Below are 23,565 nucleotides of genomic sequence, written 5' to 3' on the forward strand. Positions count from 1 at the left end.
AAATCACGTAGGAGCGGTCTCCGGCCGCGAATGGCGCACCGCGTCATTCCGGTAACACCGCGGCGCAGCCCTCGCGGCAGATGACCGCTCCTGCGACTGCAGTTGCTCCCACTCAAGAGAACTCCCGCGTGCCCGACGTCATCCTGCGCCTCGCCCTGCCCTCGCCGCTGCGACGCCTGTTCGACTACAAGGCGCCCGCCAACACTGCGCACACCGTGTTCACGCCCGGCATGCGCCTGCGGGTACCGTTCGGGCGGCGGGAAATGATCGGCATCCTGATCGAAGTGGTCAGCCACAGCGACGTACCGGCCGACAAGCTCAAGCCGGCCATTGCCCTGCTCGATGCGGTCAGCCCGTTGCCGCCTGCGCTGTTCAAACTGTGCCTGTGGACTTCGCAGTACTACCAGCACGGCCTGGGCGACACCCTCAGCTGGGCGTTGCCGGTGCTGCTGCGTCAGGGCGAACCGGCCGAAGCGCGCCAGGAGCGCTTCTGGCACGCCGCCGCCGATGCACGCCTGGACGACCCGCGCATCGCCCGCGCACCCAAGCAGCGCGATGCCCTCAAGACCCTGGCCCAGCACCCCCATGGCGTCGCCCATCAGCTGTTGAGCAAGCTGCAACTGAACAAGGACAGCCTCGACCTGCTGCTGGCCAAGCAACTGGTCAGCGTGGAAGTTCGCCGCCACGGCCCCGGGCCGCGGGCCGAACACTGGCTGGCGCAACCGGAACTGCCGCTCAACGAAGAGCAACGCGCGGCTTTCGAGGCGATTCGCGCCAGCCTCGGCGGCTTCCATGCGTTTCTCCTGGCGGGCGTGACCGGCAGCGGCAAGACCGAGGTGTACCTGCAACTGATCCACGAATGCCTGGAAGCCGGCAAACAGGCGTTGGTGCTGATCCCGGAAATCAACCTCGGCCCGCAAACCCTGGCGCGCTTCGAGCAGCGCTTCAACGCACGCATCGCGCTGGTGCACTCGGCGGTCAATGACCGCGACCGCCTCGACGCCTGGCTGGCGGCACGCGATGGCGAGGCCGACATCATCATTGGCACCCGCTCGGCGCTGTTCACGCCGATGAAGAACCCTGGGCTGATCATCATCGACGAAGAGCATGACGGCTCCTATAAACAGCAGGAAGGCCTACGTTACCACGCACGCGACCTGGCGCTGGTGCGCGCCAGCCAAGAGAACATTCCCATTGTGCTGGGCTCGGCCACGCCTTCCCTGGAAAGCCTGCACAACGCCCATACCGGCCGCTACGGCCTGCTGCGCATCGACCATCGCGCCGGTGGCGCCCAGCAACCCAAGTTCATGCGCCTGGATGTAAAGAGCCGGCCGCTGGACAGCGGCATCAGCGGACCGATGCAGCAGGCCATCGGCCAGACCCTGGCCAATGGCCAACAGGTGCTGGTGTTTCTCAATCGCCGCGGCTTCGCGCCCACCCTGCTGTGCCACGACTGCGGCTGGTTGTCCGAGTGCCCACGCTGCGATGCCCGTACCACGGTCCACCAACGCTCGGGCGAGTTGCGCTGCCATCATTGCGGGCATGTCGAACGCGTGCCGCGCCAGTGCCCCAAGTGCGGCACGGTGGACCTACGTCCGGTCGGCGCAGGCACCGAGCGCGCCGAGGAACGCCTGGCGATCCTCTTTCCCGATTACCCGGTGCTGCGCGTCGACCGCGACAGCACCTCGCGCAAGGACGCGATGAACCAGCTGTTCGCAACCATCCAGAAAGGCCATCCGTGCATCCTGGTCGGCACCCAGATGCTTGCCAAGGGGCATCACTTTCCACGGGTCACCCTGGTGTCGATTCTGGATGCCGACGGCGGGCTGTTCTCCGGCGACTTCCGCGCCAGCGAGCGCATGGCACAGTTGATCGTTCAGGTGGCAGGCCGCGCCGGTCGCGCGGAGGAACCGGGCAAGGTGATCATTCAGACCCACCTGGCCGACCACCCGCTGCTGGTGCAACTGACCGAGCAGGGCTACTTCGCTTTCGCCGAGCAGGCCCTGGCAGAGCGACGCGGTGCAGGCCTGCCGCCCTTCGCGCACCTGGCGCTGCTGCGTGCCGAAGCGCACAAGCCGGGCCAGGCCGAAGCCTTTCTGGATGAGGCCTGTGCGGCAGCCGAAGTGCTGGTGGCGCAACTGGCCCTGGGCGGCCTGGAGCTGCTGGGGCCGGTCCCGGCACCCATGGAACGGCGCGCCGGACGCTATCGCGCACAGTTGCTGGTCCAGGCAACGCTGCGCGCTCCGCTGCACCGCCTGCTCAATGCCTGGATGCTGCAACTGGAGCAACTGCCGAGCGGGCGACAGGTGCGTTGGTCGCTGGATGTGGACCCGGTGGATTTGTATTGAGATAGGCGCACCAGAGGCAGGGATCGGCGGCGTCCGCCGTCGCGGCTGGCGCCGCTGCTGCAGGGGTGGTGGTTTGCAGGGGGGATTTGCGGGTTGGCAACCCCGGCCAACAACCGGATAATGCCCAGTTTTTCCACCCGTGCATCCAGCACCGCCGTACCTGCGGTCGACCGAGAACCCCATGAAAGACACCATTCGCCAGCTGATTCAACAAGCCCTGACCCACCTTGTCGCCGAAGGTGTGCTGCCAGAAGGTCTGACGCCGGCAATCCAGGTGGAAAACTCGCGCGACAAGAAGAACGGCGATTTCGCCAGCAACATCGCCATGATGCTGGCCAAGCCTGCCGGCATGAAGCCGCGCGACCTGGCAGAAAAGCTGATTGCCGCACTGCCGACCGACGAGCAGGTGAGCAAGGTGGAAATCGCCGGCCCCGGCTTCCTCAATTTCTTCCAGAACAGTGCTGCTCTCGCCGCGCGCCTGGACGCCGCCCTGGCCGATGCCCGCATCGGCGTGCGCAAGGCCGGCCCCGCGCAGCGTGTGGTGGTCGATCTGTCTGCACCCAACCTGGCCAAGGAAATGCACGTAGGCCACCTGCGTTCGACCATCATTGGCGACGGCGTGGCCAATGTGCTGGAGTTTCTTGGCGATACCGTGATCCGCCAGAACCATGTCGGCGACTGGGGCACCCAGTTCGGCATGTTGCTGGCCTATCTGCAGGAAAAGCCCGCCACCAGCGACGAGCTCTCCGACCTCGAGAATTTCTACCGCGCGGCCAAGCAGCGCTTCGATGAATCCGCAGAGTTCGCCGAGCGTGCCCGCGGCCTGGTGGTCAAATTGCAGGCCGGCGATGCCGAATGCCTGGCCTTGTGGAAACGCTTCAACGAAATTTCCCTGTCGCACTGCCAAAGCACCTACGAGCGCCTGAACGTCAAACTGACGCCGGCCGACGTGATGGGCGAAAGCGCCTACAACGACGACCTCGCCAACGTGGTCGCGGACCTACGCGCCAAGGGTCTGCTGGTGGAAAGCAACGGCGCGCAGTGCGTGTTCCTCGAAGAATTCAAGACGGCCGAAGGCACGCCCCTGCCGGTGATCGTGCAGAAGGCCGGTGGCGGTTATCTGTACGCCACCACCGACCTGGCAGCGGTGCGCTATCGCAGCAACGTGCTCAAGGCCGACCGCGCGCTGTACTTCGTCGACCAGCGCCAGGCCCTGCACTTCCAGCAGGTGTTCGAGGTCGCGCGCCGTGCCGGTTTCATCACCAACGGCATGCAGCCGGAGCACATGGGTTTCGGCACCATGAACGGCGCCGACGGACGTCCGTTCAAGACCCGTGACGGTGGCACCGTGAAACTGGTCGACCTGCTCGATGAAGCCGAGCAACGCGCCTACACCCTGGTCAAGGAAAAGAACCCCGAGACCGCCGAGGCCGACCTGCGCGTGATCGCCCGAGCCGTGGGCATCGGGGCGGTGAAATATGCCGACCTGTCCAAGCACCGCACCAGCGACTACAGCTTCAACTTCGACCTGATGCTCAATTTCGAAGGCAACACCGCGCCCTACCTGCTCTACGCCTATACCCGCGTGGCCGGTGTGTTCCGCAAGCTGGGCAAGAACTTCGCGGACGTCGAAGGGCAGATCGTGCTGGAAGCCGAGCACGAGAAGGAACTGGCTGCCAAGCTGGCGCAGTTCACCGAAGTACTGAACAACGTCGGCGAGAAAGGCACGCCCCATGTGCTGTGCACTTACCTGTACGATGTGGCCGGGCTGTTCTCCAGCTTCTACGAGAACTGCCCGATTCTGGCGGCCGAACACCCCGCTCAGCAAAACAGCCGCCTGCGCCTGGCGGCGCTGACCGGTCGCACCCTCAAGCAAGGATTGGCTCTGTTGGGCCTGGAAACACTGGAGCGTATGTAAGTTGGCTGCCAAGAAAAAACCCGCACCCAAACGCGGCGCCAGCCGCAATTCCGCACCTGCGAAGAAGCCCATCCCAGGCTGGCTGTGGCTGGCGATCGGCCTGAGCGTAGGCGCCTTCGTGGTGTTCCTGATGAAGCTCGAGCCGGGCAACAGCGACGTCAAGCGGGTCAAGGCCGAGCAACTGAAAGCGGAAAAGATCGCCGAGGCGAACAAGACGCCGCCCAGCCCGCAGGCACCGGTCAAGCCCAAGTACGACTTCTATACGCTGCTGCCGGAATCCGAGGTGATCGTGCCACCCGAAGCGGTGCCCGAGAAAACCCCACCGATTCCGGCCCAGGCGCCGGTAACCCCGGCCGAGGCAGCCAAGATCGACACTGCCCGGGCTCAGGCCGCGCTCAGTGGCGCGACTCCGCCGCCGGCCCCGCCGGTGATCAAGCCTGCCGCAACCACGCAGTTCTACCTGCAGGCCGGTTCGTTCCGCAAGCAGGCGGATGCCGACCGGGTGCGGGCGCAGATCATCCTGCTGGGGCAGTCGGTGAACGTGGAGTCCGGGACGGTCAAGGAAGACACCTGGTACCGGGTACTGGTGGGTCCGTTCAGCAACCGCGAGCAGCTGACCGTGGCGCAGAAACAGCTGGCCGGAAGTGGCTTTAGTAACCTGCTGTTGCAGCAAAGGCAGATCCGGCAGTAAACCGCAGCGCGCCCTTCGCGGCCGCTGACCGCTCCTGCAGACCGTAGGAGCGGTCAGCGGCCGCGAAAGCCGTGACACGGACCTCCCGATACCCGCAAGCTGTCCCACCACCGCGCACAACCGACAAAGGTTGAAATCTCCTCACCCACCCCCATATTCGTTTCCATCAGGGCATTTTCGCCCCGCTGCGTGGAGACTCTCCCCTTGACCACCATCGTTTCAGTCCGCCGTCATGGCAAAGTCGTCATGGGCGGCGACGGCCAGGTTTCTCTCGGCAATACCGTGATGAAAGGCAACGCCAAGAAAGTCCGTCGCCTGTACCACGGTCAGGTCATCGCCGGCTTTGCCGGTGCCACCGCCGACGCCTTCACGCTCTTCGAGCGTTTCGAAGGCCAGTTGGAGAAACATCAGGGCCATCTGGTCCGTGCCGCCGTGGAACTGGCCAAGGAATGGCGCACCGACCGCTCGCTCAGCCGTCTCGAGGCGATGCTGGCGGTGGCCAACAAGGACGCTTCCTTGATCATCACCGGCAACGGTGACGTGGTCGAACCCGAAGATGGCCTGATCGCCATGGGCTCCGGCGGCGCGTTCGCGCAGGCCGCGGCCAGTGCGCTGCTGAAAAAGACCGAGCTGGGCGCACGGGAAATCGTCGAGACCGCCCTGGGCATCGCTGGCGACATCTGCGTGTTCACCAATCACAACATGACCATCGAGGAGCAGGATCTCGCCGAGTGATCAGACGGTTGTGGGGCCAGGCCTGCACGTAATGCGTCGCAAGCCTTCACCCCTTCCCTGCCTGAACCTCCGAGTCCGGAACACACCATGTCCATGACCCCCCGCGAAATCGTCCACGAACTCAATCGCCACATCATCGGCCAGGACGATGCCAAGCGCGCTGTCGCCATTGCCCTGCGCAACCGCTGGCGGCGCATGCAGCTGCCCGAAGAACTGCGCGTCGAAGTGACGCCCAAGAACATCCTGATGATCGGCCCTACCGGCGTCGGCAAGACCGAAATCGCGCGGCGCCTGGCCAAGCTCGCCAATGCACCGTTCATCAAGGTCGAAGCGACCAAGTTCACCGAGGTCGGCTATGTCGGCCGCGATGTCGAATCGATCATCCGCGACCTGGCCGATGCGGCCATTAAGCTGCTGCGCGAGCAGGAAATGGTCAAGGTTCGCCACCGCGCCGAGGATGCGGCCGAAGAGCGCATTCTCGATGCGCTGTTGCCCGCCGCCCGTGCAGGCTTCAACGAAGAGCCGGTGAGCAACGATTCGAACACCCGTCAGCTGTTCCGCAAGCGCCTGCGCGAAGGCCAGCTGGACGACAAGGAAGTCGAGATCGAGCTGGCCGAGCAGATGGGTGGCGTGGACATCTCCGCGCCTCCCGGCATGGAAGAAATGACCAACCAGCTGCAGAGCCTGTTCGCCAACATGGGCAAGGGCAAGAAGAAGAGCCGCAAGCTCAAGGTCAAGGACGCGCTGAAAATGGTCCGCGACGAAGAAGCCGGCCGCCTGGTCAACGAGGAAGAGCTCAAGGCCAAGGCACTGGAAGCCGTCGAGCAGCACGGTATCGTCTTCATCGATGAAATCGACAAGGTGGCCAAGCGCGGCAATGTGGGCGGTGCCGACGTGTCCCGTGAAGGCGTGCAACGCGACCTGCTGCCGTTGATCGAAGGCTGCACGGTCAACACCAAGCTGGGCATGGTCAAGACCGACCACATCCTGTTCATTGCTTCGGGTGCGTTCCACCTGAGCAAGCCGAGCGATCTGGTTCCCGAACTGCAGGGTCGTCTGCCGATTCGCGTCGAACTCAAGGCGTTGAGCCCGCAGGACTTCGAGCGCATCCTCAGCGAGCCACATGCCTCGCTGACCGAGCAGTATCGCGAGTTGCTCAAGACCGAAGGCTTGAACATCGAGTTCGTGCCCGAAGGGATCAAGCGTTTGGCCGAGATCGCCTGGCAGGTCAACGAGAAGACCGAGAACATCGGTGCGCGCCGCCTGCACACGTTGCTCGAGCGGTTGCTGGAGGAAGTCTCGTTCAGCGCCGGCGACATGGCCGCTGCGCACAGCGAGGCGCCGATCCAGATCGATGCCGAGTACGTGAACAGCCACCTGGGTGAGCTGGCGCAGAACGAAGACCTGTCGCGCTACATTCTGTAAGACGGCCTGTCATGCGCGATGCGGCCTTCGCGGCCGCTGACCGCGCCTACGGAACGCGGCTCGCGGGCGACGTCAATGATCGTTCCCACAGGCCGGGTTCGCAGGAGCGGTCCGTGGCCGCGAAACAGACACCGCGCGACTTCGAGACCCACCATGACCCGAATCCCCAGCGCCATCAATCTGCACAAGGCCTCCAAGACTTTGAGCCTGACCTATGGCCCCGACGAGGTGTTCCACCTTGCGGCCGAGTTCCTGCGCGTGCACTCGCCGTCCGCCGAGGTCCAGGGCCACGGCAAGCCAATTCTGCAGGTGGGTAAACTGGGGGTCGGCCTGACCAAGGTCGAAGCGGCTGGCCAGTACGCCTTGAAACTGACCTTCGACGACGGCCACGACAGCGGCCTGTTCACCTGGGACTACCTGTACCAGTTGGCGCTGCGCCAGGAGCAGCTCTGGGCCGACTACCTGGAACAATTGCGCGCGGCCGGCAAATCCCGCGACCCCGCCGAATCCGTGGTCAGGTTGATGCTTTAAGCCGCCAGGGCCTTGTCCAGAGCCTTTTCGATCTCGCTCTGGATGGTGCCGCTCATCATCGCCAGCATCATGCCCAGCTTCAGATCGATTCGAATCGCTTCGTCGTCGATCTGCACGGTGCCCTGTGCACCGCTGCGCTTGACCGCCACCGTGTCGCCTTGCCAGGTAGCCTGCACGTCATAGCGGTCGATCAGCTTCTGGACCACCACTTCAGCTTTCTGCCGCGCCGCGTCGCGGCCCAGATTGTGTTTGCGTTCGACGTTGATCTGGGTCATCGGAGATTCCAACAGGTAAGGGGTCAATGGCGCACAGTTTAACCCGGTTGCCCCGGCAATCCATCGTGCCAAGACAAAGCGCCCTTGTGCGGCTTAGAATGGTGCGTAATTTTTCCTGGTGACAGCGATATGAATGATCAGCGCAAAGGCGGCGATGCCGAACCCACCACTCACTTCGGCTACAAGCACGTACCGGAAAGCCAGAAGGCCGAAAAGGTCGCCGAGGTGTTCCACTCGGTAGCGGCCAAGTACGACTTGATGAACGACGTGCTGTCCGGCGGCATGCATCGGCTGTGGAAGCGCTTCACCATCGAGCTCTCGGGCGTGCGCGTGGGTAACCGGGTGCTCGACATCGCCGGCGGCACGGGCGATCTGGCACGCAAGTTCTCCGACCTGGTAGGGCCTACCGGCCAAGTGGTGCTCGCCGACATCAACGCCTCGATGCTCAAGGTCGGTCGCGACCGGCTGCTCGACCGCGGCGTGGCCGGCAACATCGAATTCGTCCAGGCCGATGCGGAAAAGCTGCCGTTCCCCGACAATCACTTCGACTGCGTGACCATCGCCTTCGGCCTGCGCAACGTCACCCACAAGGAAGCGGCCATCGCTTCCATGCTGCGCGTGCTCAAGCCAGGCGGGCGCCTGCTGGTGCTGGAGTTTTCCAAGCCTACCAACAAGCTGATGTCCAAGGTCTACGACGCCTATTCATTCGCGTTCATGCCGCTGGCCGGCAAGCTGATCACCAACGATTCGGAAAGCTACCGTTACCTGGCCGAATCGATCCGCATGCATCCCGATCAGGAAACCCTCAAGGCCATGATGGTGCAGGCCGGTTTCGACCGCGTCACGTACCACAACATGACCAGTGGCATCGTTGCCCTGCACCGCGGGATCAAGCCCTGATGCTGCTCGGTGGCCTGATCGCCAGTGTCGAACACGGTCTGAACCGTGTGCTGCGCCTGGACGCCACGGCGTTGCCGCGCCTGGCGCACCTGCACGGCAAGGTGATTGCCATCCAGGGCCGCCAGCCCTCGTTTACCCTGTACATACTGCCCAGTGCCAATGGCCTGATGCTGGCCCAGCAGTGGGCCACGCCGCCCGACTGCACGTTGCGCGCGCCGGCTGCCAGCCTGGTGCAGCTGGCACTGCGCAAGGACAAGACCGCGGTGCTGCACAGCCCGCAGGTCGATCTGGACGGCGACAGCGCCGCGCTGCTGGACCTGGTCAAGGTGCTGCAGGACCTTGAACTGGACTGGGAATACGAAGTCTCACGCTGGCTGGGTCCGGTGCCCACCGCCTTGTTGGCCGGGCATTTGCGCAGCCGCACGGGCTGGACCCGTCAGAGCCTGGCCACGGCGACGCAGAACCTGGGCGAATACCTGGCCGAGGAAGCGCGTACATTGGTGGGCGAGCAGGAAGCCCAGGCCCGTTTCAGTGAGCTGGATGCTTTGAAAGTCGACGTCGAACGCCTCGAGGCGCGTATTGAGCGCCTCGCCCGATCCCACAATTCCAGCGATAACGCATGAAGCTGCTTGCCGTCCGCCGTCTGTTGCGCATCCAGCGCGTCATCATTCGTTACCGCCTCGATGACCTGATGTTCGCCCTGCCACTGCCGTGGTGGCTGAAAATCACCCGTTTCGCCATGCCTTGGCGCTGGCTGCCGCGCAGCCGCCAGGAACTCAACCGTGGCGCGCGCCTGCGCCTGGCCTTGCAGGACCTGGGGCCGATCTTCATCAAGTTCGGGCAGATCCTTTCCACCCGCCGCGACCTGCTGCCCGAAGACATCGCCGATGAGCTGATGCTGCTGCAGGACCGGGTGCCGCCGTTCGACCCCAAGCAGGCCATGGCCCTCATCGAGCAGCAACTGGGTGCGAAGATCACCGACGTGTTCAGTCGCTTCGACGTCGAGCCATTGGCGTCGGCCTCGGTGGCCCAGGTTCACGCCGCTCGGCTCAAGACCGGTGAAGAGGTGGTGGTCAAGGTCGTTCGCCCGGGGCTCAAGTCGGTCATCAGCCAGGATCTGGCCTGGCTGTTCCTGCTCGCCCGCCAGGCCGAGCGGCTGTCCGCCGACGCGCGCCTGCTGCACCCGGTCGACGTGGTCGCCGACTACGAACGTACCATCTACGACGAGCTCGACCTGTTGCGCGAAGCGGCCAACTCCAGCCAGCTGCGGCGCAATTTCGAAGACTCCGACCTGCTCTACGTGCCTCAGGTCTACTGGGACTGGTGCCGGCCGAAGGTCTTGGTGATGGAGCGCATCTACGGCGTGCAGGTCACCGACATGGCTGCCCTGGCCGACCAGCGCACCGACATGAAGCTACTGGCCGAGCGCGGCGTCGAGATTTTCTTCACTCAAGTGTTTCGCGACAGTTTCTTCCATGCCGACATGCACCCCGGCAACATCTTCGTCAGCACCGTGGCACCGTGGAGCCCGCGCTATATCGCCATCGACTGCGGCATCGTCGGCAGCCTGACCCCCGAAGATCAGGATTACCTGGCGCGCAACCTGTTCGCCTTCTTCAAGCGCGACTACCGCCGCGTGGCGCAGCTGCACATCGATTCGGGCTGGGTACCAGCCGAAACCAAGCTCAACGAATTCGAAGCGGCGATCCGCACCGTCTGCGAGCCGATCTTCGAGAAGCCACTGAAGGACATCTCCTTCGGCCAGGTGCTCATGCGCCTGTTCCAGACCGCACGACGCTTCAACATGGAAGTCCAGCCGCAACTGGTGCTGCTGCAGAAAACCCTGCTCAACATCGAAGGCCTGGGTCGACAGCTGTACCCGGACCTCGACCTGTGGAGCACCGCCCAGCCGTTCCTGGAACGCTGGATGCGCCAGCGGGTCAGCCCGAAATCTTTGTTTCAGAATGTTCAATCGCAGGTCGAGCAATTGCCTCACCTGGCCAACATGACCCGCGATCTGCTCGAACGAATGTCTCAGCCTCATCGCAAGGATCCACCGCCGCCCTGGGAGCAACGCCACGATCGCTGGGCCCTGCGGCTGCTCGGCGGCGCCTTGCTGGTGGGTGGAACGGTCACCGCCGTCTCCGGCATAGCCCTGGACAGCGTCCAGGCATGGCCCGCCTGGTTGATGCTGGCATCGGGCTTGTACCTGGTCGTGCGCCGATAGCCAGTCGCGCCATCGGCTGGCACACTAGCCCTCTCTGTTGTCGGAGTCGCACATGAAAGACTGGCTGGACGAGATCAAATGGGACCGTGACGGCCTGGTGCCGGCGATTGCCCAGGATCACCACACCGGGCGCATCCTCATGATGGCCTGGATGAACCGCGAGGCACTGGCATTGACCGCTACCGAAAACCGGGCGATCTACTGGTCCCGGTCGCGTGGCAAGCTGTGGCGCAAGGGCGAGGAATCCGGCCACGTGCAGAAACTGCACGAGCTGCGCCTGGACTGCGACGCCGACGTGGTCGTGCTCAGCGTCGAGCAGGTCGGTGACATCGCCTGTCACACTGGCCGCCAAAGCTGCTTCTATCGGGTCTTCGAGAACGGCCAATGGACCGTCGTCGACCCGGTCCTGAAAAATCCCGCCGCCATCTATTCCGCAGGCCATGGCCATGAATGACACTCTGGACCGCGTCGCTGCGGTGCTCGAAGAACGCAAGGGCGCCAGCGCCGACAGCTCGTATGTCGCCAGCCTTTACGCCAAGGGATTGAACAAGATTCTGGAAAAGCTCGGCGAAGAATCGATCGAGACCATCATTGCCGCCAAGGATGCCGCCCACAGCGGCGACTGCAGCGATGTCATCTACGAAACCGCCGATCTGTGGTTCCATAGCCTGGTCATGCTTGCACAACTCGGCCAACACCCACAGGCTGTACTCGATGAACTGGATCGCCGATTCGGCCTGTCCGGTCACGATGAGAAAGCCGCCCGCCTGCCGTCAGCCTGAAATGTCTTTTTGGAGGAGTTGAATCATGGGTCTGTTTGATTGGAAACACTGGATCGTCATCCTGATTGTTGTGGTACTGGTCTTCGGCACCAAGAAACTCAAGAACCTGGGCACCGACGTCGGTGAATCGATCAAGGGCTTTCGCAAAGCCATGAACGACGACGACAAACCGGGTGCCGAGCAGCCGACACAGCCGGTCCACCCGCAGGCCAGCTCGCCGCTGACTCCGCCGCATACCCTCGACGGCCAGCATCAGAAGGTCGAAGAACCCATCAGGAAAGACTGATCAATGTTCGGTATCAGCTTCAGCGAACTCATGCTCGTGGGCCTCATCGCCCTGTTGGTGCTAGGCCCTGAGCGACTGCCCGGTGCCGCGCGCACCGCAGGGTTGTGGATCGGGCGCCTGAAACGCAGCTTCAACGCGATCAAGACCGAAGTGGAACGCGAGATAGGCGCCGACGAAATCCGTCGCCAACTGCACAACGAGCACGTGCTTTCGCTCGAGGAGCAGGCGCGCAAGATCCTCGATCCGCAGCGCGCTGCGCGTCCGAGCGAGCCGCCCGCACCGCTGGCCGATCCGATTCCACCCGGCGCCCAGGCGCAACCGGTGCTTGATCGTGATGCGGTGAGCACCGACGTCACGCCTACCACGGTGCCCACTGCCACGCAGACACCGGCTGTGGTTGACCGTGACACGAGCAGCGCCCAGGCTGTTGCGATACCCGTATCCTCCAATGAATCTACACAGCCACCGCGGGCCCCATGAGCGAAATTCCGGAAAACGACCAGCCCATGCCGCTGGTCTCGCACTTGACCGAATTGCGCACGCGCCTGCTGCGTTGCGTTGCCGTGATTTTCCTGGTCTTCGCCGGGCTGTTTTCCTTCGCCCAACAGATCTACACCCTGGTGTCGGCGCCGCTGCGCGAGTACCTGCCTGAAGGTGCAACGATGATCGCCACCGACGTGGCCTCGCCGTTTCTCACGCCATTCAAGCTGACCATGATGGTCTCGCTGTTCCTGGCCGTGCCGATCATCCTGCACCAGGTCTGGGGCTTCATCGCACCGGGCCTGTACAAGCACGAAAAACGCATTGCCATACCATTGCTGGTGTCGAGCATCTTCCTGTTCTATGCCGGGATGGCCTTCGCCTACTTTCTGGTGTTTCCGCTGGTCTTCAAGTTCTTCGCCAGTGCCACGCCCGTGGGCGTGACCATGGCCACCGACATCGCCAGTTACCTCGATTTCGTCATGACGCTGTTCTTCGCTTTCGGCGTGGCGTTCGAGATTCCGGTGGCCGTGGTACTGCTGGTGTGGATCGGCGTGGTCGACGTCAAGTACCTGCGCAAGATCCGCCCGTACGTGATCATCGGCTGCTTCGTGGTCGGCATGATTCTGACCCCGCCGGACATCTTCTCGCAGACACTGCTGGCCGTGCCGATGTGGTTGCTGTTCGAGATCGGCATCCTGTTCGGTGCCCTGATCCGCAAGCGCGGTGACGAACCAACCGAGGACGATGACCGCAACGGCCAGCCGCCTGCGACTCAGGCATGAACCTGCTGCTGCTAGAAACGGCCGACTTCACCGCGCCGGACAAGGTAGTGCTGCGTGATCGACGCTTCACCCACATGCAGGCCGTGCACCGTGTCGAGCTGGGCGACAGCCTGCGGGTGGGCAAGGTCGATGGCTTGATGGGGCGTGCCCAGGTCACAAGGTTGGAAGATCACGAGGCCGAACTTGCCGTGGTGCTCGACCAACCGCCACCGGCGAAACTGCCGCTGACACTGGTCCTTGCGCTGCCCCGCCCGAAAATGCTTCGCCGAGTGTTCCAGACCATTGCCACCATGGGGGTGGCCAAGCTGGTCCTGGTGAACAGCTATCGGGTCGAGAAAAGTTTCTGGCAAACCCCTTTTCTCGAGCCGGCTGCCATTCGCGAGCAGCTCATTCTGGGCCTGGAACAGGCACGCGATACCCAGCTCCCCGAAGTGCTGATCGAAAAGCGTTTCAAGCCCTTCGTCGAGGATCGCCTGCCTGCTATGAGCGCCGGCACCTTGGGGCTGGTCGGGCATCCGGGCGACTACCCGCCCTGCCCGCGTCATACGGAGCAGCCAGTGACCCTGGCCATCGGCCCGGAAGGGGGCTGGATTCCCTACGAGGTCGACCTGCTGGGCCTTGCAGGTTTGCAGCCAGTGCAGCTGGGCGAACGTATCCTGCGGGTGGAAACCGCCGTGGCGGTGCTGCTGGCGCGGCTGTTCTGACCCACCGTCGTCCAGGCTTGACGATTCCCGGTGGGTCACGTCACTTAGCCACCATCGAGTTTCGGCGACACCTGCCGATGCCCCTGAACTGCCGACAATCATGCTGTCGGCCTGTCAGGGAGCTTCATCATGTCCAACACCTTTGCCCGCTACCTGGGCAATCTGAGCGTCAACCTGAAACTGGGGATTGGTTTCGGTGTGGTGCTACTGCTTACTCTTTTGATTGCCGCCACGGGCTGGTCTGGCCTGACCCGCTTGATCGAGCGCGCCGACAAGATCACCAGTATTTCCATACTCGACGACCGCATGCGTGACCTGCGCATTGCCGCTCAGTCGTTCGAACTGCAGAAAGGCAGTTCCGGTGCCGACAATGTCACCCGTCTTCTCGACCAGCTCGACACCGATCTTGCGGCCGCCCAGCACACTCTGGTGCAGCCCGAAGACATCGCGCTCGTCGAGCAGGAAATAGCCACCACCCAAGCCTATCGCCGGGAATTCACCGCATCGCTGGCGTCGATCCAGGGTCGCGAGGCAGCCCGCAGCCAACTGGGCAGTACCGCCGACCGCGCCGTGGCCGAAGTCAATCAGGCGCAGGCAGCGCTGCTGAGCCAAAGCGAGCTGACGGCCTACAGCACCCTGGTGGAAACCAGCCGTCTGATCCAGCAGGCGCGCTTTCAAGTGCGTGGCTACACCTATAGCGCCAAGGACGAAGCACGCCAGCCGGCGCTGGCGGCCATCGACCAGGCCATCGCATCGGTCGCGGCTGCGGGGGCCAGCGTTTCCGGCGAATTCACCGGCCGCTTGCAGCAGGCCGGCGATTCCCTGCGTGCCTATCGCGCGGCGGTGGCGCAATTCAGCGAAAACCAGCAGGCCACACTGCAGAGCATCGACAAGATGACGGCATTGGGCACCACCCTGCTCGAGCTCAGCGACCGACTGGGCGACTCGCAGACGGCCAAGCGCGATGCCGACACGGCCCAGGCCAAGGCGTGGCTGGCCACTGCAGCCGCCCTGGCCACACTGCTTGGTATCGCTGCGGCATGGGCGATCACCGCGCAGATCGTCGGCCCGTTACGGCAGACCCTGGCGAGTGTCGAGCGCGTTGCTTCCGGCGACCTCCGGCAGTCGCCCGCCATCACCCGACGTGACGAACTGGGCCAGGTTCAACTGGCCCTGCAGCGTATGACCCTGAACCTGCGGGAACTGGTGGGTGGCATCAGCGAGGGCGTCACGCAGCTGGCCAGTGCCGCCGAGGAGCTTTCCGCGGTCACCGAGCAGACCAGCGCCGGGGTCAACGCGCAGAAAGTCGAAACCGACCAGGTGGCCACGGCCATGAATGAAATGGCGGCGACGGTGCAGGAAGTGGCGCGCAACGCCGAGGAAGCCTCGGAAGCTGCCGTGGCTGCCGATCAGCAGGCCCGTGAAGGTGATCGAGTGGTCAGCCAGGCCGTGGGCCAGATCGAGCGACTGGCCGCCGAGGTGCTGCATTCCAGCGAGGCCATGAATCAGTTGAAACAGGAAAGCAGCAAGATCGGCGGCGTGCTCGATGTAATCAAGTCGGTGGCGCAGCAGACCAACCTGTTGGCTCTGAACGCGGCAATCGAGGCGGCCCGTGCCGGCGAGGCAGGTCGCGGTTTTGCCGTGGTGGCCGATGAAGTACGCAGCCTGGCCCAACGCACTCAGCAATCGACCGAAGAGATCCAGTCATTGATCGCTTCGCTGCAGACCGGTACCCATGAGGTTTCCAGCGCACTGGACAGCAGCCGGGCGATGACCGACAGCAGTGTGCAACTGGCCCGGCGTGCCGGTGAGTCGTTGAGCGACATTACCCGTACCGTGTCGACGATCCAGGCGATGAACCAGCAGATCGCCGCCGCGGCGGAGCAACAGAGTGTGGTGGCTGAAGAGATCAACCGCAGCGTGCTCAACGTGCGCGACGTTTCCGAGCAGACATCGGCGGCGAGCGAGGAAACGGCGGCATCAAGCATCGAGCTGGCGCGTCTGGGCACACATCTGCAGGGGCTGGTGGGTCAGTTCAAGGTCTGACCCTGGTTGGGTGAGCCTGAAGGCCTCTTCGCGGGCAGAGCCCCGCTCCCACAGGAGCCTGCAGCGATCTTGTGGGAGCGGGGCTCTGCCCGCGAAAGCGGTCTGCGGATCGGCGCAGGAACCTGGGCTACAACACCTGCCGCAAAAACGCCTGTGCCCTTGGGTCCTTGGGTGCGTCGAAGAACTCGGCCGGGGGCGCATCTTCCAGCAAACGGCCATGGTCGAAGAACAGCACACGGTCCGCCACTTCACGGGCGAAGCCCATTTCATGGGTGACGCACACCATGGTCATGCCTTCTTCGGCGAGGTTCTTCATCACTTCCAGCACCTCACCGACCATCTCCGGATCGAGCGCCGATGTCGGCTCGTCGAACAGCATGACCTTCGGGTCCATGCACAGCGCCCGGGCAATGGCCACGCGCTGCTGCTGGCCACCGGAGAGCCGTGAAGGAAACGCATCGGCCTTCTCGCCGATGCCTACCTTGGCCAGCAATGCGCGTGCCTTGGCCTCGCGCTCGGCCTTGCCGCGCTTGCGCACCACTTTCTGCGCCAGGCACAGGTTTTCCAGCACGGTCATGTGCGGAAACAGGTTGAAGTGCTGGAACACCATGCCGACTTCGCGCCGGTAGGCATTGATGTTGGTTTTGGGATCGTCGAGGCGCAGGCCATCGATGCTCACCGAGCCTTCATCGAACGCCTCAAGGCCATTGAGGCAACGCAGGAAGGTGGACTTGCCCGAGCCCGAGGGGCCCAGCACCACCAGCACCTCGCCCCTGGCCACCTGCGTGCTCACCTGATCGACCGCGCGCACCACCTGGCCACGGGTATTGAACACCTTCAACAGGTCGCGTACTTCAATCACTTTGCGCAAGCCTCCGCTCGAGCCGGCTGGCGAAATACGACAGCGGCAGATTGATGACCAGGTACAGGGCCGCCACGCAGAACCAGATCTCGAACGTCGAGAACGACGTGGTGATGGCTTCGCGACCGCTCTTGGTCAGCTCGGTAATGGCGATCACCGACACCAGCGACGTGTCCTTGACCAGGCTGATGAACTGCCCGGCCAGGGGTGGCAGAACACGCTTGAAAGCCTGCGGCAGGATGACGTGACGCATCGACTGTCCGGCATCCAGGCCCAGGGAGCGGGCGGCCTCGCCCTGCCCCTTGGCAATGGACTGCACGCCCGAGCGTACGATCTCGGCCACGTAGGCACCGGTGAACAGCGCCAGCGCCGCCACCCCGGCGAATTCGCGCGAAAGGTTGAGCACGGTACCGATGAAGAAATAGAAGATGAAAATCTGCACCAGCAGCGGCGTACCCCGCACCAGCTCGACATACACCGTCGACAGATGGCGCAAGGTGGGGTTGCTCGACAGCCGGCACAGCCCGGTGACCAGGCCCAGCAGCAGGCCGGCCACGCCGGACACCAGCGACAGCCACAGCGTGGTCCACAGCCCCCAGGCGATCGGTCCGGCGGTCCAGTGGCGCGTCACGCCGATCTGGTCGCCTTCGGAGACGTCATCGCCCTCTTCGAGCACGACACTGCTGCTGTCCACCAGCAACACCTGTTCGCCACCGTCTTCGTCGCGCAGGGTGACCCGCGCCTGCCCACCCTGCTGAACGATCCGCTCGACGCTGCCATAGCCCTCGGCGCGCTGCGGCAGCTCGGCCTGATAGACGAAGTACTGCGGCACTCGATTCCAATGCCACTCATAGGAAATGCGCGAGGTGGCAGCGTACAAGCTGAAAGCCAGGCCGATGAGCACCAGCGCGGTGAGCCCGTGCCAGGGCCATTGAGCTTTGTGGTGTTTGATCACAGGGGGTTCAATCCGCTAGAAGACCGCCGCGCAGGGCAGGCCTGCGCGTCAGGGAGAGTCTGGCCAGAGGCGCAGTCATTGCATTTCGTCGAGCCAGTTCTTGCTCACGAACCACTTCTTGTGGATACGATCGTAGCTGCCGTCTTCACGGGCCTGACGCAGGAAGTTGTTGATGAAGTTGAGGCTGTCGTAGTCGCCCTTCTTCAAGCCGAACGCCAAGGGCTCGTAAGTGAAAGGCTCGTCGAGGTAGACCAGCTTGCCGTTACCTACCTTGTCCACCGCCACCACGTTGTAGGGCGAATCGTAGATGAACGCATCCGCCTTGCCGTTGACCACGTCGAGTACCGCCTCAGGCTCGTTGTCGTAGCCGTGGTACTGCGCCTTGGCGATCAACTTGCGCGCCACGAACTCGCCGGTCGTACCGACCTTGGAGGTGATGCGGTAGTCCGGCGAGTTCAGGTCCTTGTAGGTCTTGACCTTGTCGGCCAATTCCTTGCGGATCAGCAGGGTCTGGCCGACGACGATGAACGGGTCGCTGAAGTTGATGCGCAGGTTGCGCTCCTGGGTCAGGGTCAGGCCGCTGCCGATCATGTCGAACTTGTCGGTCATCAGCGCTGGAATGATGCCATCCAGGCTGGTCGATACCAGCTCCAGCTTGACGCCCATGGACTTGGCCATGGCCTTGAGCAGGTCGACTTCGAAACCGATGATTTCGCCACGCTTGTTGGTCATTTCGAACGGCATGTAGGTCGGGTCCATGCCCACGCGCAAAGTGCCGCGCTTGACCGCTTCGTCGATGGCGCCCGCTTGCGCCGAACCCACGACCGCCATGGCCATGACGCCGAGCAGCAGCCGCGACAGATACTTGTTCATTACCAATTCCCCTAGCCAACTTCGGGCACGGCCAAGCCTGGGCGCACCATTTCGGGGTGCGATCCTAACTCAAACGGGGGGTTGAACAAAGTTTGGCGGTGAAATGAGTGCCAGGTGGCACTGTTGGAGGGCATGGCGGAGTAACCGTGGTGCGGCCTTCGCGGCCGCTGACCGCTCCTACAAAGAACTGCAGCATGCCTGTGGGTGCCAGATGGCGCTGTTGGGGGGCATGGCAGGAATATCGAGGTGCAGCATTCGCGGGCAGAGGGCTCAGCCGCCCGCCCCGCTCCCACAGGAGTGCTTTTGCTACTTGAGGGAGCGGGCTCTGCCCGCGAATGAGGCCAACACGGTCAGGCGTTCTGCAAGCCTGCCGCCGGAGTGGTGTCCAGCGTTGGCACAGCCGGCGACTGCCGTTCCGCCTGCTTGGACTGACGCCACGCTTCCAGCCACGCGACGTTCTGATCGGCCCAGACATGCTCGTGCAGACGCGAGATCGCTACCGGATCACTGAGCAGCGACATGCGTGTGCTGTTGTCGAGCTTCTGCGGGCCACCCTCCAGTGCCTGATGCACCCACTGCGCGCGCATGCTTTCGATCGGCGCAGCCTTGCCGTGCCGCGCCGTACCCAGGCCGTAGGCCAAGGCATTCTGACGCGGATCGACAACGGCGCGCACGAAACCATCCTTGAGCGCGTTATCACGGTTTGCCTGGGTATAGCGATCGGTGGACAGCAGCTCCTGTGGCGTGTCGTACTCCTCGGGAATCAGGAACAACTTCTCATCGCGTGCCTGCATGCCCAGATTGGTCCGGCTGGAGATCACCGACACCGGGATCGACAGCATCAGCGAACCCACGATCGGAGTCAGCCACCACAGGAAGCTGGGGTTCAGCCAGATCACCAGGGCAGCCCAAGCCGCGCCCAGCAGCGTCTGCGAGCCATGACGCTTGATCGCCTCGCTCCACGGCGTGGAGTCGTCGTCACGCTGCGGCGAGTTCCAGGTCGCGGCCCAACCCAGGAACGCGGCGAGCACGAAACGGGTATGGAACAGCATGCGCACCGGCGCCAGCAGCATCGAGAAGAGCATTTCCAGCAGCATCGACAAGGTGACCTTGAAACGGCCGCCGTATTCTTTCGCGCCCTTGGCCCAGATCAGGATGATGCTCAGCAGCTTGGGCAGGAACAGCAGCACGATGGTGGTGGAGAACAGCGCCACCGCCTTGTCCGGGTGCCATTGCGGCCACAGCGGGTACAGCTGCCGCGGCGCCAGGAAGTAGGTCGGCTCCATCAGCGTATTCACCGCCAGCAGCGCGGTGGACAGCACCAGGAAGAAGAACCACAACGGTGCCGACAGGTACGACATCACGCCGGTGAGGAATACCGCCCGGTGAACCGGGTGCATGCCCTTGACCAGGAACAGCCGGAAGTTCATCAGGTTGCCGTGGCACCAGCGGCGATCGCGCTTGAGCTCGTCGAGCAGGTTGGGCGGCAGTTCTTCGTAGCTGCCCGGCAGATCATAGGCAATCCACACGCCCCAGCCGGCGCGGCGCATCAGTGCAGCCTCGACGAAGTCGTGAGAAAGAATCGCACCGGCGAACGCACCCTTGCCCGGCAACGGCGCCAGGGCGCAGTGCTCGATGAAAGGCTTCATGCGAATGATCGCATTGTGCCCCCAGTAGTGCGATTCGCCCAACTGCCAGAAGTGCAGGCCGGCGGTGAACAGCGGACCGTACACGCGGGTAGCGAACTGCTGCATGCGCGCGTACAGGGTGTCCATGCCCGAAGCCTTGGGCGCGGTCTGGATGATGCCCGCATCTGGGGTCGCTTCCATCAAGCGAACCAGGCTGGTCAGGCATTCGCCACTCATTACGCTGTCGGCGTCGAGTACCACCATGTAGCGGTATTCGCTGCCCCAGCGACGGCAGAAGTCGTCGAGGTTGCCGCTCTTGCGTTTGACCCGACGGCGGCGACGACGGTAGAAGATATGCCCGAAACCACCGGCTTCGCGGCACACTTCCAACCACGCCTGTTGCTCGGCAACCGCGATATCGGGGTCGTTGGTGTCGCTGAGCACGAAGAAGTCGAAACGATCCAGGTCACCAGTCGCCTTGACCGATTCGAACGTGGCGCGCAAACCGGCGAAGACGCGTGTCACGTCTTCGTTGCAGATCGGCATGACAAGCGCGGTACGCGCGCCTGCCTCGATCGGCTCGTTGCCCGCGCTGGCACCGGAGATGCGGTACTTGTCGCGACCGGTAAGCAGTTCGAGGAAGCCCATCAACGCCGTCCAGAAACCCGCCGATACCCAGCAGAACAGGATACCGAAAAGGATCAGGATGCTGGTCTGCAGGAAGTACGGCAGAACCTGAGTAGCGGTCTGCATGATCGGCTGACGAACCACTTCGTCGAGGTCGACCATGCCCCAGCCCTGGTACGGCATGATGCCTTTCATGTACCAGCCGGCGACGATGGTCTGGCCCAGCATCAGCACCAGCAGAATGTAGCGACGCATCGAACCGACCCAGCGCCAGCGTGCCTTCGGCAGCACCCGCTTGTCGCTGGTGGGCTCGGGCTTGCTGGCCTTGCCGGTCAGCTTGCGCCATACCCGCACCAGCACGTTGGTGCGCCACGGCTCGGGAATCACCAGCGTGCGGTTGATCGGTGGCGTGGCCTTGAGCTGCAGGCGACCGCTGGCGTCGACGCCAAGCATCTCGGCCTCTTCCAGCTCGGCAGCCGAGTCCAGCCGCAGGCGCTGCTCGACCGAGTTCTGTGCGCCAAGCACGGCATCGTGCGCCGGGCGCCCGGACAGGCGCTCGTGCAGTTCGGTGAAGGACGTGCAGTCGGCAAGTTCTGCGCGCTGTGCGTCCCCCAGGGGCAAATGAGCCAGATATTCGCCAAGCGATTCTGGCCGAGCTGGAGAATTAGTCATCGGCGGGCAACTGGTAGCTCCAGGTTTCAGTCAGGACCTGCTCGGTCTTGACCGGTTCGGTCGGTGTGACAGGAGCGGTTTCAGGCGCGGCGGGTGCCGGAGCCTGTGCAACCTCGGCAGCCTTGTCGGCCTTGCCGTGTGCCTTGTCATGCTTGGGCGCAGCCTTGTCTTCGACCGGCTCGGCTGCCTTGACAGGCTCCACCGGCAGATCCTTGACCAGCGCTGCACGCATTTCCACGGCCTTGTTCGGATCCTTCACCTTGACCCGCAGGGTCAGGCGCCAGCCTTTGGTCAGCGGGTTGTAGCGGACGTTGTTCTCGACCAGCTCGGCGTTGTCATCGACGCTGACCTGACTGCGAACGGCGGTGTCTTCAGCCAAAGCGGCCAGCACCGGACCTTCGTAGTCGATCAGGAAGGCAATGCTGCCATCGGCCTGACGGATCAGGTTGGACTGCTTCACGTCGCCGGTCGAACGCAGGGTCTGATTGACCCAGGCAACGTCGGGCGAGTGAAACTCGTCTTCGTCCGTGGTCCAGTGCAGGCGGTAGTTGTGCTCCAGCGCCTGACCGGGCTCCGGGATCTTTTCCGGGTTCCAGAAGGCCACGATGTTGTCGTTGGTTTCGTCGGCGGTCGGAATTTCGACCAGGTCGACGGTACCCTTGCCCCAATCGCCCTTGGGCTCGATCCAGGCGCTCGGACGCTTGTCATAGCGGTCATCGAGGTCTTCGTAACGGGAGAACTCGCGGCCACGCTGCAGCAGACCGAAACCACGCGGGTTCTCCACGGTGAAGCTGCTCACGGCCAGGTGCTTGGGATTGTTCAGCGGGCGCCACAGCCACTCGCCGTTGCCGGCATGGATGGACAGGCCGGTGGAGTCGTGCAACTCGTGACGGTAGTTCTGCACACGGGACGGCTGGTTCGAGCCAAACAGGAACATGCTGGTCAGCGGCGCAATGCCCAGGCGGCTGACACGGTCACGCAGGAACACCCGCGACTCGACGTCGACGGTCGTGTCCTTGCCCGGACGCAAGGTCAATTTGTAGGCACCGGTTGAGCGTGGCGAATCGAGCAGGGCGAAGATCACCAGCTGCTTGTCGCCTTCGTTCGGCCGTTCGACCCAGAACTCGCGAAACCGCGGGAACTCTTCGCCCGACGGCAATGCCGTATCAAGGGCCAGGCCGCGGGCCGACAGACCGTAGACCTGATTTTTGCCGATGACGCGGAAGTAGCTCGCGCCCAGCATAGTCATGATTTCGTCCTGCTTGTCCGCCTTGTTGATCGGGAACAAGACGCGGAAACCGGCGTAGCCCAACTGATCGGTGGATTTGGGATCGAACTGCAGGTCGCCGAAATCGAAACGCGCTGGGTCGTACTTGATTTCGTTGACGGTGGTAGCGGTGACTTCGTTGATCTTCACCGGGGTGTCGAAGTGCATGCCCTGATGATAGAAGGACAGCTTGAACGGGGTCTTGGCGTCGGCCCATTCGGCGTTTTCGTTGCGGAAACGGATCTTCTGGTAGTCCGCAAACTTCATGTCGCGAAACTCTTTGGGCAGATTGCTGCGCGGAGTTTCGAATTTCTGACCGGCGAGCTCCTTGGCGCGTCCGGCAACATCATCCAGGCTGAAGGCCCAGAGTTGGCTGGCGCTGAACAGGCAGAACAGTGCAGACCCGGCCAGCATCGCATTGCGCAACCGAGTGCGGGGTGTTCTTGAAGCATTTAAAGGACTAACAATCACGAGCAACCCTCGCCGAAAACATATCGAAAAACCAACGGCCAGCAGTCTTGCGCCGGGTTGGCGAGCACTGTTCCGAC

The 23,565-nt window shown here is 63.4% G+C and carries 22 protein-coding genes and 1 pseudogene; 17 read left to right on the top strand and 6 right to left on the bottom strand.

The features are described 5' to 3' along the window. The first annotated feature begins 128 nt into the window (after positions 1–128). The 6 genes from IFT75_RS17030 to IFT75_RS17055 all read left to right on the top strand — a co-directional run bounded on the left by IFT75_RS17030 (position 129) and on the right by IFT75_RS17055 (position 7,648). A complete protein-coding gene (locus IFT75_RS17030; protein ID WP_192055826.1) occupies positions 129–2,348 on the top strand; it encodes a primosomal protein N' in 2,220 nt (739 codons plus the stop codon). A 181-nt stretch (positions 2,349–2,529) separates the two neighbouring features. Next, positions 2,530–4,266: an arginine--tRNA ligase gene (gene argS, locus IFT75_RS17035; protein WP_192055828.1), complete on the top strand. Its 1,737-nt coding sequence runs from the start codon at positions 2,530–2,532 to the stop codon at positions 4,264–4,266. Between the two features lies 1 nt (position 4,267). Beyond that, on the top strand, positions 4,268–4,957 hold the full coding sequence (locus IFT75_RS17040; protein ID WP_122480451.1) for an SPOR domain-containing protein: 690 nt from the start codon (positions 4,268–4,270) through the stop codon (positions 4,955–4,957). Between the two features lie 204 nt (positions 4,958–5,161). Beyond that, positions 5,162–5,692 (top strand): ATP-dependent protease subunit HslV, encoded by a 531-nt coding sequence (gene hslV / locus IFT75_RS17045; protein WP_043191380.1) that lies wholly within the window; start codon positions 5,162–5,164, stop codon positions 5,690–5,692. Positions 5,693–5,779: 87 nt separating this feature from the next. After that, a complete protein-coding gene (gene hslU / locus IFT75_RS17050; protein WP_192055830.1) occupies positions 5,780–7,117 on the top strand; it encodes an ATP-dependent protease ATPase subunit HslU in 1,338 nt (445 codons plus the stop codon). Between the two features lie 153 nt (positions 7,118–7,270). Continuing rightward, positions 7,271–7,648 carry a gamma-butyrobetaine hydroxylase-like domain-containing protein gene (locus IFT75_RS17055; protein WP_192055832.1) on the top strand — a complete coding sequence of 126 codons (378 nt, stop codon included), beginning with the start codon at positions 7,271–7,273 and terminating at the stop codon, positions 7,646–7,648. On the opposite strand, the gene IFT75_RS17060 is transcribed toward IFT75_RS17055, so the two are convergent. Beyond that, positions 7,645–7,923, bottom strand: coding sequence for a polyhydroxyalkanoic acid system family protein (locus tag IFT75_RS17060; protein WP_043191383.1), 279 nt, complete (start codon positions 7,921–7,923; stop codon positions 7,645–7,647). The genes IFT75_RS17055 and IFT75_RS17060 overlap by 4 nt on opposite strands. Before the next feature lie 129 nt (positions 7,924–8,052). Between IFT75_RS17060 and ubiE the strand changes: the two genes are divergently transcribed. From ubiE to IFT75_RS21680, 11 genes and pseudogenes are all read left to right on the top strand, one after another. Next, positions 8,053–8,823: a bifunctional demethylmenaquinone methyltransferase/2-methoxy-6-polyprenyl-1,4-benzoquinol methylase UbiE gene (ubiE, locus tag IFT75_RS17065; protein WP_043191385.1), complete on the top strand. Its 771-nt coding sequence runs from the start codon at positions 8,053–8,055 to the stop codon at positions 8,821–8,823. Beyond that, positions 8,823–9,446, top strand: a complete 624-nt coding sequence (locus IFT75_RS17070) for a ubiquinone biosynthesis accessory factor UbiJ (RefSeq protein WP_122796584.1) — start codon at positions 8,823–8,825, stop codon at positions 9,444–9,446. Before ubiE ends, IFT75_RS17070 begins: the two co-directional genes overlap by 1 nt. Further along, complete coding sequence (gene ubiB, locus IFT75_RS17075; RefSeq protein ID WP_122480456.1) at positions 9,443–11,050, top strand: ubiquinone biosynthesis regulatory protein kinase UbiB; 1,608 nt, start codon at positions 9,443–9,445, stop codon at positions 11,048–11,050. The genes IFT75_RS17070 and ubiB overlap by 4 nt, the downstream gene beginning before the upstream one ends. Positions 11,051–11,102: 52 nt before the next feature. Then, entirely contained in the window at positions 11,103–11,504 is a 402-nt protein-coding gene (gene hisI, locus IFT75_RS17080; protein ID WP_192055833.1) for a phosphoribosyl-AMP cyclohydrolase, read from the top strand. Further along, a complete protein-coding gene (locus IFT75_RS17085; protein WP_122480666.1) occupies positions 11,497–11,832 on the top strand; it encodes a phosphoribosyl-ATP diphosphatase in 336 nt (111 codons plus the stop codon). Before hisI ends, IFT75_RS17085 begins: the two co-directional genes overlap by 8 nt. Positions 11,833–11,857: 25 nt before the next feature. Continuing rightward, positions 11,858–12,118 carry a twin-arginine translocase TatA/TatE family subunit gene (locus tag IFT75_RS17090; RefSeq protein ID WP_122480458.1) on the top strand — a complete coding sequence of 87 codons (261 nt, stop codon included), beginning with the start codon at positions 11,858–11,860 and terminating at the stop codon, positions 12,116–12,118. A 3-nt stretch (positions 12,119–12,121) separates the two neighbouring features. Continuing rightward, entirely contained in the window at positions 12,122–12,598 is a 477-nt protein-coding gene (tatB, locus tag IFT75_RS17095; protein WP_192055835.1) for a Sec-independent protein translocase protein TatB, read from the top strand. Next, positions 12,595–13,383 (top strand): twin-arginine translocase subunit TatC, encoded by a 789-nt coding sequence (gene tatC, locus IFT75_RS17100; RefSeq protein WP_122480460.1) that lies wholly within the window; start codon positions 12,595–12,597, stop codon positions 13,381–13,383. The genes tatB and tatC overlap by 4 nt, the downstream gene beginning before the upstream one ends. Further along, positions 13,380–14,087 (top strand): 16S rRNA (uracil(1498)-N(3))-methyltransferase, encoded by a 708-nt coding sequence (locus tag IFT75_RS17105; RefSeq protein ID WP_192055837.1) that lies wholly within the window; start codon positions 13,380–13,382, stop codon positions 14,085–14,087. Before tatC ends, IFT75_RS17105 begins: the two co-directional genes overlap by 4 nt. Positions 14,088–14,216: 129 nt before the next feature. Beyond that, positions 14,217–15,278 (top strand): annotated as a pseudogene (locus IFT75_RS21675) (methyl-accepting chemotaxis protein); the annotation flags it as partial. Positions 15,279–15,419: 141 nt separating this feature from the next. Next, on the top strand, positions 15,420–16,133 hold the full coding sequence (locus IFT75_RS21680; RefSeq protein WP_446731081.1) for a methyl-accepting chemotaxis protein: 714 nt from the start codon (positions 15,420–15,422) through the stop codon (positions 16,131–16,133). 127 nt (positions 16,134–16,260) lie between these two features. Here IFT75_RS21680 and IFT75_RS17115 read toward each other — a convergent pair whose 3' ends face one another. From IFT75_RS17115 to IFT75_RS17135, 5 genes are all read right to left on the bottom strand, one after another. Further along, positions 16,261–16,995, bottom strand: a complete 735-nt coding sequence (locus IFT75_RS17115; protein ID WP_192055936.1) for an ATP-binding cassette domain-containing protein — start codon at positions 16,993–16,995, stop codon at positions 16,261–16,263. Next, positions 16,988–17,950 carry an ABC transporter permease subunit gene (locus IFT75_RS17120; protein ID WP_192055841.1) on the bottom strand — a complete coding sequence of 321 codons (963 nt, stop codon included), beginning with the start codon at positions 17,948–17,950 and terminating at the stop codon, positions 16,988–16,990. Before IFT75_RS17120 ends, IFT75_RS17115 begins: the two co-directional genes overlap by 8 nt. Positions 17,951–18,025: 75 nt before the next feature. Beyond that, entirely contained in the window at positions 18,026–18,823 is a 798-nt protein-coding gene (locus tag IFT75_RS17125) for a transporter substrate-binding domain-containing protein (protein ID WP_122480464.1), read from the bottom strand. A gap of 350 nt (positions 18,824–19,173) precedes the next feature. Then, positions 19,174–21,750 carry a glucans biosynthesis glucosyltransferase MdoH gene (gene mdoH, locus IFT75_RS17130; RefSeq protein ID WP_192055843.1) on the bottom strand — a complete coding sequence of 859 codons (2,577 nt, stop codon included), beginning with the start codon at positions 21,748–21,750 and terminating at the stop codon, positions 19,174–19,176. Next, the gene (locus tag IFT75_RS17135) at positions 21,743–23,488 is read right to left on the bottom strand and encodes a glucan biosynthesis protein (RefSeq protein WP_122480668.1); all 1,746 of its coding nucleotides are present in this window, start codon (positions 23,486–23,488) and stop codon (positions 21,743–21,745) included. Before IFT75_RS17135 ends, mdoH begins: the two co-directional genes overlap by 8 nt. Positions 23,489–23,565 lie beyond the last annotated feature (77 nt).

This window comes from Pseudomonas sp. CFBP 8758, from assembly GCF_014841725.1.
Classification (GTDB): domain Bacteria; phylum Pseudomonadota; class Gammaproteobacteria; order Pseudomonadales; family Pseudomonadaceae; genus Aquipseudomonas; species Aquipseudomonas baltica.